The sequence below is a fragment of the Candidatus Contendobacter odensis Run_B_J11 genome (assembly GCF_000531125.1).
GTDB classification, from domain to species: domain Bacteria; phylum Pseudomonadota; class Gammaproteobacteria; order Competibacterales; family Competibacteraceae; genus Contendibacter; species Contendibacter odensensis.
The window spans coordinates 1-11,485 of sequence record NZ_CBTK010000024.1 but is presented as its reverse complement, the minus strand read 5'-3'; the positions used below and the strand labels follow the sequence as shown (position 1 = coordinate 11,485).

Here is an 11,485-nt window from a genome sequence, read left to right as displayed (position 1 = left end):
CTATTTTCCACGGAGTTTTCCATGTTGATTCATCCTGATTTCGACCCGGTGGCGTTCAGTCTGGGGCCGCTGCAAGTACGCTGGTACGGCCTGATGTATTTGCTCGGCTTTCTGATCGGCTGGGCCTTGGGCCGTTACCGGGTCAAACAACCCGGTTCCGGCTGGACCGCCGCACAGATGGATGATCTGGTGTTCTACATCGCCCTGGGCGTCATCCTCGGGGGCCGGGTCGGCTATATCCTGTTCTATGGCTTCGACGGGTTTCTGCACCATCCGCTGATCCTGTTCCGGGTCTGGGAAGGCGGGATGTCGTTTCACGGCGGTTTTCTTGGGGTGCTGCTGGCGATGGCGCTGTTCGCCCGCAAATATCAACAAGGATTTTGGCAGACCGTTGATTTCATCGCGCCGCTGATTCCACCGGGGCTGTTCTTTGGGCGGATCGGCAATTTCATCAATGGCGAACTGTGGGGAAAAGTGACCGACCTGCCGTGGGGCATGGTGTTTCGTCAGACCGGCGATTCGTTACCGCGTCATCCCTCGCAGTTGTACCAAATGGCGTTGGAAGGGGTAGCACTGTTTGTGATTGTGTGGCTGTTCTCGGCCAAGCCGCGCCCGACCATGGCGGTGTCGGGGGTGTTTGCGCTCGGCTACGGCGGGTTCCGGTTTCTGGTGGAATTCGTCCGTCAGCCGGATGCACAACTCGGTTATCTGGCCTTCGGTTGGCTGACCATGGGTCAAGTGTTATCGCTGCCGATGGTCGCGGTGGGGTTGATTCTGCTGGGGCTGGCGTATCGGCACCGGGGCGGCTGAGATTCAGGGAACGGCGACATAGAAGCGCAGCGCGTTGCGGCCTGCCATCTTGGCTTCATACATGGCCAAGTCGGCCCGTTTGAACAGTTGCTCGACCGTTTCCCGATGGTCGCTGAACAGGGCGACGCCGATGCTTGGGGTACTGTGGTGTTCGTAGCTGGACAGCCAGTAGGGCTGGTTAAGGGTAGCCAGAATTTTCTCGCCGACAATCCGGGCCTGAGCAGCAGCTTCTTGGGGATTCCCGCTCAGGTCTTCCAGCATCACCACAAACTCGTCGCCGCCCAAACGAGCCACAGTGTCGCCTTCGCGCACGCAGGTGATCAGCCGGGCGGCGACCTGTTGCAGCAGCAGGTCGCCATAGTGATGGCCGAGGGTGTCGTTGAGGATTTTGAAATGATCCAGGTCGATGAACAGCAGCGCCCCCTCTCGCCCGTTGCGGGCGCTGGCCGCCATCGCCTGATGCAGCCGATCCAGCAGCAGTCGCCGGTTCGGCAACTGGGTCAGGAGATCATGGAAAGCCAGATGTTTGATCTCGTCTTCGGCGGCCTTGCGCGCAGTGATGTCCTGGTTAACGACGATAGCGCCTTTGATGCGCCCATCGCTGCCGCGAATGGGCAAGGCCGAATTGAGGATGATCTTGTGGGTACCATCAAAACACTCGATCTCGATTTCCTCGCCCAGCGAGGTTTCGCCTTTTTCGACGGCCCGTGCGCCGGCCCATTCACGGGCTTCTATCTGCTTGTTGCTGTCAAGTCGCCACGCCTTGTATTCCTCCAGATGATCGATATCGACGGAACGGATTCCGGCCCAAATCTGTTGCCCCGCCGGGTTGGCTGAAACAACGGTTCCTTGGGCGTCCATGAGCCATACCCCTACCGGCAGGGTGTCAATGATCAATTTCAAGAGCTGTTCACTCTCGTGTAGCGCGTTCTCTGAGCGCTTGCGCTCGGCCAGTTCTGCAATCAGCAGGCGTTCGTTTATCGACTGCAACTCGGCGGCCCGTTGTTCGAGTTGAGTGCGCAAACGGAACAGTTCCAAGTGGGTCTGGACTCGGGCCAGCAATTCATCCCGCTGGAAGGGTTTGGACACAAAATCTACGGCACCCAGTTTGAAACCGGCGACCCGGTGTTCGGTTTCGGTGGCGGCGCTGAGGAAGATTACCGGGATCGCGCGACTTTTCTCACGAGCTTTAATGCGCCGCAACACCTCAAAACCGTCCATGCCCGGCATTAAAAGGTCGAGCAGGATCAGTGTTGGCGGCTGCGCCTCGACTGCTGCCAGCGCCAGTTCTCCGCTGTCGGCGGGACGCACTTGGTAGCCTTCCGCAGTCAGAATCTCCATCAACAACCTGAGCGACGCTAAATCATCGTCGACAATCAAGATCGTTTCGGTGTTCATCAATGCGCTTTCCAGTGGTATCGGGCGGGTCAGCATTCAGCGACCGCAGCAGGGTCGTGTAAGCCAGCCGGTCTGCATGATACGCCAGTGTATCTCCAAGTGATTTATTTATATCAGTAATTTGGTGAATAATCGCAGTGACTTGCGCCGGATCGAGGCGGATCAGGGCGGCGCTCAAGAGCTGCCGGAGTTGTTGCGGCAGGTCTGCCAGATCTTCAAGCGATATATTGGCAGTCGGCGCTAAAACATCAGCATTCGCCTCCGGCTCCTCATGGAGAAAACGAACGCCCAAGTGGCGGGTCAGGCAATCAAAAATCTCCTGCATCTGATAAGGCTTGCGGATGAAGTCGTCCATGCCCGCCGCCATAATCCGGTCGCGTTCTTCCTTGAACACCGAGGCAGTCAATGCGGCGATTTTCACCGTGGCCCCATCTTTCAGCGCCCGGATCTGCCGCGCCGCTTCCAGACCATCCATGACCGGCATCCGCACGTCCATCCAGATGAAATGCGGTTGCCAGACTTGAAACGCTTCGACGCCGAGCAAACCGTTCTCGGCCACGCGCACCGTGAAGCCGGCCCCTTCCAGAAGCCGTTGTAACAGCAGCCAGTTTTCTTCTTGATCTTCAACAATCAGGATGCGGAATTCCGGCTGGCCCGGCTCCAACCCGATGACTCGCGCAGGACGACGGCTGACGGCATCGATGATTGCGGCGTCCACCCGACCGACCGGTATTTCCATGCGGAAACGCGAGCCTTGTCCTGGAACGCTGTCAACCGTGATCGAACCGCCTATCAACTCGATATACCGGCGGGTGATGGTCAATCCCAAGCCGGTGCCTTTCTGCAAGGTGTACTGGCTGAGCTGGACGAACGGTTCAAAAATCCGCGCTTGGTCAGGCGCCGCAATGCCGACGCCGGTGTCTTCCACAACAAAAATCAACCACAGACGTTGCGGGTCATCATCGGGGCGGGTGCTGACATGCAGAATCACTTGGCCCTGAGCGGTGTATTTAATCGCGTTGCCGACCAGATTGATCAGCGACTGGCGAAGTTTGGCGGCATCGCCGTCCACCAGGCGCGGTAAATCCGCCGGCTGATCCAGGAGCAATTGCAGTCCTTTTTCTTCAACCCGCACCCGGTTCAGATCGATCACGTCCTGCGTCAACTCCCGCAAGTTGAAGGGCGCATTGTCCACACTGATGCGTCCAGCTTCGACCTTGGCCATATCCAGCACATCGTTAATCAGACTCAGCAGGTGTTCGCCGCTGCGGTTGATCAGGTCGAGGGTTTGGCGCTGATCGTCGGAAAGGCCGGCGCTATAGCGCATCAGGTTGGAGAAACCCAGGATGGCGTTCAATGGCGTGCGCAATTCGTGGCTCATATTGGCCAGAAAAGTGCTTTTGGCCTTGTTCGAAGCCTCAGCTTGCTCCTGCGCCCGTTTGGCCCGGGCATTGGCGCGGAGCATGGCCTCGGCCACGCTGGAGATCAGCATCCCAGTCAGGACGAAAATCGCCAAGCCCAGCCAATCAGCAAGGCTTTTAATGAAGGGTTGAGTAACGAGCAATGGCCACAGGAAAATCACCGTCAGGCAGGCTAACCCGGTGGACAGCAAACCGGACGAAAGTCCGCCGTAGATCGCTGCGACCATGACGGCTGGGTAAAATGTCAACCAGACTAGGATCGATCCCAGAACCTGCAAGGGCCAGATGCGCAGCACCGCCGCCAAGGCGACCAGCGCTGTGGCAACGATAAAACGATGGATTTTCCAAGGCATTGATCTATCCCTCAGCAATGCGTTGGAACCGGTGGGTTATTCCCAAGCCATAAGCGCCAACGGGCTTGATCTTATACCGTTTCTTGGAACATGAGGCGTGGCACGAGCTTCCAGCTCGTGAACTGAACACGGCTGGAAGCTCGTGCTACAAGCCGGTTCTACCGGAGGGATATGCGAGGAACGGACAGCGGTTTAATTGGGATAGCGGTAAGTGATGGTGACGTTCTGCACATCTTGATCGGCGTTGAGCAGGTTGGATGCGCCGCGATAGGACAGGAGCCGGCGGGTCTCGCGGTCGTAGCGGACTTCCAGCTTGGGCGCCACCAGTCGCAACAACCAGCTATCCGCTTCGATATTGAGCCCAACTGTTCCGGGTTCGCTGGCGGTATCCAGCCGGCGGATGCGAAACATGAAGTCGCGGCCTTCCAGCGGCACCAGGAAGCGCACCTGCTGGATATCGTCACTTTTCGAGAGTTGCTCCATGTGGTCGCGCAAGTACAGATGCAGGCCCTGACCGGTGACCATGTTTTCCTCCAGCCGTACTCGCTCCTGCTGAACCGGCGCGTTCTGATCGGCGCGACCGTAAATTTTGACCCAAGCGCCATCTACAAAGGTGCCATCTTGCCGGCCAAAGCGGCGATCCTCGAAGGAATAGCTGGGTACATAGGGGTGCGTGGTGAAATTGGAGTTCAATACCGCAATTTCCTGGCCCTGGGCGTCCCGGTAGCGGGTTTCGTTGCGCTGGGGGCGACCGTCCTGATAAATCATGCGGTGTTCTTCGGTATAGGCGATCTCGCCGCGCTCGTCGCGGGCGACGCCCTGGAAGACCTCCTCTTGCCGGTTGCTGGTGGTAGCCCAGGTGGGCAGAACGGCATCGGCCAGCAACAACATGCCGAAGGTAGCGGCGTTCAGGTATTTCGTCATCTTGGGAAGCGGCACCGTTTTGTCCTCCGTGGTCATGCAAAAATAGCTACCGCAACAGACCCGCAGCGGCTGCTTAGGTTCGGAAAGCGTTACCTTCATCCGCCGGCGTTCCGGCTTTAATGCGTTCATAACCGGCTAAAGCCTCAGTGCGACTGGCGGCAAAATCCACCACTGGATGCGGATAATGCCTGCCTAGTGTGAACGCTGTTGCAGCGGGTTCAGCCGGCGGCATCGTCCAGGGTTGATGCAGGAACGAGGCCGGCAGTGACGCCAGTTCCGGCAGCCAGCGCCGGACATAAGCGCCGTCCGGGTCGAATTTTTCACCTTGAAGCATCGGGTTGAAGACGCGGAAGTAGGGCGCGGCATCGACGCCACAGCCGGCAGTCCATTGCCAGCCGAGGGTGTTGCTGGCCAGATCGGCATCCACCAGCGTATCCCAGAACCAGCGGGCGCCTTCCTGCCAGGGAATACGGCAGTTCTTGACCAAAAATGAGGCCACCAGCATCCGTACCCGATTGTGCATCCAGCCGGTCTGCCACAGTTGCCGCATTCCTGCGTCCACTAGCGGATAGCCGGTCTGGCCTTGCTGCCAGGCGCACAACAAATCGGCGTAATCCTCGCGCCACGGATAGGCGGTGAAGCGAGCCTGCAATGGCTGCTCCGGGGTGTGCGGCCAGTGGTAGAGGACGTAATGGGCAAATTCCCGCCAGCCGATTTCCCGCAGATAGGTTGCCGCGCCCTTGTTGGCCAACGGATCGCCACTCGTCGCCAGTGCCGCCGCCGCCCAGATTTGGCGGGGGCTGAGTTCACCGAAATGCAGATGCGGTGACAACCGCGATACCCCCTCCTGCCCCGGCCAGTCGCGCCACTGGGCATAGCCGGTCAACGCGGTTGCACAGAAGCGCTCCAGTTGCCTCAGCGCCCCGGTTTCGCCCGGTTGCCACGCCGCAGCCAAACCTGCATCCCAACCGATGCGCGGCAGCAACTCCAGAGTTTCGAGCGGCACTGCTGCTGGCCAGAGTGCGGAACCGGCCAGCAGCGGCACCGGCAATGGCGCAGCGGGCGGTAGTTTCAGCAGGCAGGCTTTCCAGAACGGGGTAAAGACCTGATAAGGCGTTGCATCCGCTTTCAACACCGTCCACGGCTCAATCAGCAGCGCCGCTGGACGGCTTTCAGCGATGATGCCGTCGGCGCGCAACGCGGCCTTGATCACGCGGTCGCGAGCGATGGTCGCCGGTTCATAGAGCCGGTTCCAGTACACGGCGGTTGCGCCAGTTTCACCAATGAGTTCACGCAGCGTTGCCAGGCTGTCGCCTTGGCGGATGACCAGATGGGATCCGTGTTGTTCGAGCGCGACATTGAGCGCCCTCAGACTGTAATGCAGCCACCAGCGCGCCGCCGCGCCGGGTGACCACGGCGCGTCTTCCTGCGGAGCGTGAATGTAAACTGGAATCACCCGTTGATGCGCCAGCGCGGCGTGGTGTAGGGCAGGATGATCAGCGAGCCGCAAGTCGCGGCGGAACCAGACCAGTGCGGTGGACATGGCGATCTCCCTCAAGACCGTTAGGTGACTCATTTTTGGATTATGCTTTACAGACTCCATCAAGCAAACGCCACGTTGATTGGTTAACACGCTCATGCGAATTGCCGAATCCCGCCCCATGGTTTCAAGCTGGTTCAGCGTACCGCTGACCCTTGTGCTGGGTTTGGGCCTGACCAGTGCATTGTTTTTGATCGAACAGCAGAGCATCGCCCGGTATGGGTTGATTTTACCGATAGGGCTGCTCGGAACCGCACTGCTGGCTTGGACCCTGCGCCAGGCGCTGGTGCGGGAGGCCGCTGCCGAGGTGTTAGCGCATGAACGTGCGGCAGCGCTCCACGAGAGTGAGCTGAAATTCCGCCGTATGCTGGAGGAGATTCCGAACATCTCGGTGCAGGGTTACGATCAGAATCGCCGGGTTATTTTCTGGAACACCGCCAGCGAGCGGCTATACGGCTATTGCCGGGATGAGGCGCTGGGCCGGTTGCTAGAGGATTTGATCATCCCGCCGCCCATGCGGGATGTTGTCATCCAGGCGGTTGGTGAATGGGTCGCGGGAGGCCAACCGATCCCGTGCAGCGAACTCGAACTGCTGCGCAAAGACGGTTCGCTGGTGCCGGTGTTTTCCAGCCATATCATGCTGACTACCGACCAGAACCAGCAGGAAATGTACTGCCTGGATCTTGATCTGTCGGAGCGCAAGCGGATCGAGACGGCGCTGACCCAGCGCGATGCCCTGCTGGAAGTGGCCGCACTGACGGCGGCCCGGTTGTTGCGGGAACCCGATCCGGTGTTGGCGATTGCAAGCTGTTTTGCGCAGTTGGGGGAAATCACTGACGTGGATCGAATTTACCTGTTCGAAAATCACTGCTGCCCGCACACCGGCGATTTGCGGATGAGCCAGCGCCATGAATGGTGCGCCGAGCGGGTGAGTACACAGATCGATAATCCGGAACTTCAGAATCTGTCCTATGAAGCCGCCGGTTTTTCACACTGGCGGGAGGTACTGGCTGCGAATGCCCCCATTGCCGGTCTGGTGCGGGATTTGCCGGCATCCGTGCGGGCGATGATGGAATCGCAAGAGATCCTTTCTCTGCTGATCGTGCCGATTAGTGTCCACGGCGAATTCTGGGGCTTCATCGGCTTGGATGATTGTCGCCGCGAACGCCAATGGACCTCAGCCGAACAGCGCATTCTGCAAAACATTGCTGGCAATGTTGGGGAAGCCATCGCCCGACAGTATGCGGAGACGGCGTTGCAGAACAGCGAAGATCAATTTCGCCGCCTGGCCGATAACATGCGCGACCTGGTGTGTCAGATCGACATTACCGGCACGATTCTGTATGCCAGCCCTTCCTATCGCGCCGTGCTGGGCTATGACCCGCAAGCACTGCTGGGCCGTTCGATATTCGCCGGAGTCCATCCTGAAGACCGCGAAACGGCGATTAAAACTTGCCAGGCGTCACTCACCCAGCGTGAGGCCGGACGGACTGAGATCCGTCATCAGCACGCCAACGGTGATTACCTCTGGCTGGAAGTCGTCGGTAATCCGCTGTGCAATCCTGCTGGCGCGGTCATCGGCGCGGTGATCAGCAGCCGCGACATCACCGAGCGCAAGCAGGCCGAGGCAGACCTCCGGCTGGCAACCCAAGTGTTCGAGAGCAGCCGGGAAGCGATTACGGTCACCGCTGCCGACACCCGCATCTTGTGGGTGAATCGTGCGTTTAGCGACATCACCGGTTATTCCGCTGCCGAGGCGGTCGGTCAAACCCCGCGCCTGCTGGCTTCGGGCCGGCACGGCCGCGATTTTTACCAGGAGATGTGGCGCGCACTGACCGTCACTGGACGTTGGCAGGGAGAAATCTGGAATCGGTGCAAGACTGGAGAAATTTATCCCGAATGGCTGGGCATCAGTGCAGTACACGATCCCCAAGGCCATCTGACCCATTATGTCGGCATTTTCAGCGACCTCAGCGAGCACAAGGCCCGCGTTGACCAGATCGAATTCCTCGCCCACCACGATCCTCTAACCGCGCTGCCCAATCGGCTGTTGTTGCAAGACCGGCTGGATCAGGCGCTGTCCCAGGCGGAGCGAAGCCAGTCGTCGGTAGCGCTGCTGCTTCTCGACCTGGATCGCTTTAAGCTGGTCAATGACTCGCTCGGCCATGCGCTGGGCGATCAGTTGCTGCAAAAAGTCGCCATGCGGCTGCATCAGATGTTGCGCGACACCGACACCCTCAGTCGGCAGGGCAGCGACGAATTCATGATTGTGTTGCCGGATACCGGTCACGAAGGCGCAGGCCATGTAGCGCGTCATCTGCTTGAATGCCTCGACCGCCAGCCGGTGCAAATCGCCGATCACAGCATTGGGGTCACCGCCGGCATCGGTATTAGTCTTTATCCCGACCACGGCCAGGATCGCGATAGCCTGTTCAAGCAGGCCGGCGCCGCATTGCGCTACGCCAAAAACGGCGGTGGAAACACCTATCGGTTTTTCACCGCCAGCATGAACGTCAACACCCTCGAACGCTTGCAACTGGAAACCGATTTACGTCATGCGCTGGAGCGCAATGAACTTCTGCTGCACTACCAGCCACAGATCGATCTGAGGATTGACCGGATCGTGGGCGTCGAGGCGCTGCTACGCTGGCAACATCCTGAACGGGGATTGGTGTCGCCCGGACAATTCATCCCTATCGCCGAGGACAGCGGTCTCATCGTTCCGATAGGCGAATGGGTGATGCGGGAAGCTTGCCGACAAATCCACGCTTGGCAGCAGGCCGGGTTGCCGCGAATCACCGTTGCGGTCAATCTGTCCGCTCTGCAATTCCAGCGCACTGATCTGCTGGATGCCGTCAATCAGGCATTGACAGAATGCGGCTTGGCGCCGGAATGGCTGGAATTGGAGCTGACCGAATCCATCCTGATCCAGGACACCGACAATGCGCTGCGAACAGTGCGGCAGTTGCGGGCGATGGGGTTGCGACTGTCCATTGACGACTTCGGCACCGGCTACTCCAGCCTGAGTTATTTGCAAAAGCTGGCGGTGCATACCCTCAAGATCGACCAATCCTTCGTGCGCGGCCTGGCCAGCGACGCGGACAGCGCGGCGATTGTCCGTGCGGTGGTGCAACTGGCGCACAGCTTGAAACTCAACACGATTGCCGAAGGGGTGGAAACCGATTTCCAGCTTGCGTTTCTGCGCAATCAAGGTTGCGATCAGGTCCAGGGCTATTACTTTAGCCGTCCGTTGCCCGCCGTCGAATTCGCCCGGTTGTTGGCGCAAAACACGCTGCCGGTGGCGTAGCCAGCGGTTAGAGCCGCGCCTAGTCCTTGCCCAACAAGCTGTCTTTCCCCAATAACGCCACCACACTACTGGACCAGGACGATTGCGCCGGCGTGACCGGGGCAGCTTCCCGGAATACCCCATACGCCATCAATCGCCGGTAGCGCTGTTCCAGCAGCTCGTCCACCGCCAGCGCTGCCAACGGCTGCAATTGCTCGCAGAGCGCCGTGCGTAGGTTGTCTGCCATCCGCTCCAAGTCACGATGAGCCCCGCCTGGGGGTTCAGGAATAATGCCGTCAATCAGATGGAGCTTGAGCAACCGCCCGGCCGTCAGCCCCATCGCTTCGGCAGCTTCGGGCGCCCGGTCGGCGCTCTTCCACAGGATCGTGGCGCAGCCTTCCGGAGAAATCACTGAATAGGTGCCATATTGCAGCATCAACACCCGGTCGCCTACTCCAATCGCCAACGCACCGCCGGAGCCGCCCTCGCCGATGACCACGCAGAGGATCGGCACCCGCAGCCGACTCATTTCAAACAGATTACGGGCAATGGCTTCGCTCTGGCCGCGTTCCTCGGCACCGATGCCCGGATAGGCGCCGGGCGTGTCAATAAAGGTGATCACCGGCAACCGGAAGCGCTCCGCCAGTTTCATCAGCCGTAACGCTTTGCGGTAGCCCTCCGGGCGCGGCATGCCGAAATTGCGATAAATCTTCTCCTTGGTGTCGCGCCCCTTCTGGTGGCCGATGACCAGCACCGGTCGACCTTCCAACCGCGCCAGCCCCCCGATAATCGCGTGATCGTCCGCGAAGGCGCGGTCGCCGTGCAGTTCCACAAAATCGGTGAACAGTCGCTCTACATAATCCAGGGTGTAGGGTCGCAGCGGGTGACGGGCGATCTGGGAAATCTGCCATGGAGTCAGACTGGCGAAGATGGAGTCGGTCAGCGCCTTGCTCTTGGCTTCCAGTCGGGCGATTTCGTCACCGATATTGAGATCCTGATCGGCGCAGAGATGCCGCAATTCCTTCACCATCGCCTCCAGTTCGGCGATGGGTTTCTCGAAATCCAGACAATCATTCGGGTTCATCAGAATCTCCGCGAGAGACCCCGGCCTTTATGCCGGGGAGGGATAGCGGGCCGAACGAAGTTCGGCTTCTTTTGGGTTAAGTGGTTGCGAATAGCCATAACCATCCGCGCGCTGAATGACTTTACAGTACCGATAGCCCATCCCTTGGATCACCCCTTGAGCGGTTTGAAGATTGAAACTTCCCGATGCGCGAATCGCTACCCGCCCAAGATAGGAGCCTATTTTCCTGCCTTGGGTGACTTCGGCTTTCACCCTATCCCCGGTCTGGAAACCTTTAATGCGTTTCTGTCGCGCGGGAATCCATAGGCATTGAGTCGGGTTCGCTGATAACTACCGCGTCCAGTCGCTTTAATCGCTAAAGTCGGTTTATTCCAATCTCTGATTTCGTCCATATCGCCCACACAAGCCGCATCCAGCGCATGGGTCTTCGGAATTTCTAACCGCATCCGATTGAATTTCGTCCTTCCGCCTGAGCCGGTGGTGACCGGTAATCCCATGGTCTTGAGGGTATTGAAGAGTACCCATCGGGTCGAATTGACCGCCGCCGCATCCTTTAATAGCAATGGTTCGGACAGTTTTTGGTTTCGGCCTCGTGGACGGAAAATACCTCAGTGTATGGAACCTCTTGAACAATCAGAGCTTCAAGCATCCCTCATAGGTCAAGCAAAA

The 11,485-nt window shown here is 59.0% G+C and carries 7 protein-coding genes and 1 pseudogene; 2 read left to right on the top strand and 6 right to left on the bottom strand.

The genetic code is table 11. The features are described 5' to 3' along the window. Positions 1-21: 21 nt before the first annotated feature. Positions 22-810 (top strand): prolipoprotein diacylglyceryl transferase, encoded by a 789-nt coding sequence (lgt, locus tag BN874_RS01430; protein ID WP_034430401.1) that lies wholly within the window; start codon positions 22-24, stop codon positions 808-810. A gap of 3 nt (positions 811-813) precedes the next feature. Here lgt and BN874_RS01425 read toward each other — a convergent pair whose 3' ends face one another. The 4 genes from BN874_RS01425 to BN874_RS01410 all read right to left on the bottom strand — a co-directional run bounded on the left by BN874_RS01425 (position 814) and on the right by BN874_RS01410 (position 6,449). Continuing rightward, entirely contained in the window at positions 814-2,208 is a 1,395-nt protein-coding gene (locus BN874_RS01425) for a GGDEF domain-containing response regulator (RefSeq protein WP_051497289.1), read from the bottom strand. Then, complete coding sequence (locus BN874_RS01420) at positions 2,174-3,982, bottom strand: ATP-binding protein (protein WP_051497288.1); 1,809 nt, start codon at positions 3,980-3,982, stop codon at positions 2,174-2,176. Before BN874_RS01420 ends, BN874_RS01425 begins: the two co-directional genes overlap by 35 nt. A 192-nt stretch (positions 3,983-4,174) precedes the next feature. Further along, complete coding sequence (locus tag BN874_RS01415; protein WP_154724698.1) at positions 4,175-4,921, bottom strand: hypothetical protein; 747 nt, start codon at positions 4,919-4,921, stop codon at positions 4,175-4,177. A gap of 58 nt (positions 4,922-4,979) precedes the next feature. Further along, a complete protein-coding gene (locus BN874_RS01410; RefSeq protein ID WP_034430398.1) occupies positions 4,980-6,449 on the bottom strand; it encodes a cryptochrome/photolyase family protein in 1,470 nt (489 codons plus the stop codon). Positions 6,450-6,543: 94 nt separating this feature from the next. Between BN874_RS01410 and BN874_RS01405 the strand changes: the two genes are divergently transcribed. Beyond that, a complete protein-coding gene (locus BN874_RS01405) occupies positions 6,544-9,753 on the top strand; it encodes a bifunctional diguanylate cyclase/phosphodiesterase (protein WP_051497287.1) in 3,210 nt (1,069 codons plus the stop codon). 19 nt (positions 9,754-9,772) lie between these two features. Here BN874_RS01405 and BN874_RS01400 read toward each other — a convergent pair whose 3' ends face one another. Both BN874_RS01400 and BN874_RS25300 read right to left on the bottom strand, forming a co-directional pair. Next, positions 9,773-10,816, bottom strand: a complete 1,044-nt coding sequence (locus BN874_RS01400) for an acetyl-CoA carboxylase carboxyltransferase subunit alpha (RefSeq protein WP_081756057.1) — start codon at positions 10,814-10,816, stop codon at positions 9,773-9,775. A 27-nt stretch (positions 10,817-10,843) separates the two neighbouring features. Further along, a pseudogene (locus BN874_RS25300) lies at positions 10,844-11,373 on the bottom strand (RNA-guided endonuclease IscB); the annotation flags it as partial. Between the last annotated feature and the right edge of the window lie 112 nt (positions 11,374-11,485).

Excerpts from the sequence above, each read along its gene's own strand:
- BN874_RS01425 (WP_051497289.1), bottom strand. The coding sequence starts at position 2,208 with ATGAACACCGAAACGATCTTGATTGTCGACGATGATTTAGCGTCGCTC.
- BN874_RS01410 (WP_034430398.1), bottom strand. The coding sequence starts at position 6,449 with ATGTCCACCGCACTGGTCTGGTTCCGCCGCGACTTGCGGCTCGCTGAT.
- BN874_RS01405 (WP_051497287.1), top strand. The coding sequence starts at position 6,544 with ATGCGAATTGCCGAATCCCGCCCCATGGTTTCAAGCTGGTTCAGCGTA.
- lgt (WP_034430401.1), top strand. The coding sequence starts at position 22 with ATGTTGATTCATCCTGATTTCGACCCGGTGGCGTTCAGTCTGGGGCCG.
- BN874_RS01400 (WP_081756057.1), bottom strand. The coding sequence starts at position 10,816 with ATGAACCCGAATGATTGTCTGGATTTCGAGAAACCCATCGCCGAACTG.
- BN874_RS01420 (WP_051497288.1), bottom strand. The coding sequence starts at position 3,982 with ATGCCTTGGAAAATCCATCGTTTTATCGTTGCCACAGCGCTGGTCGCC.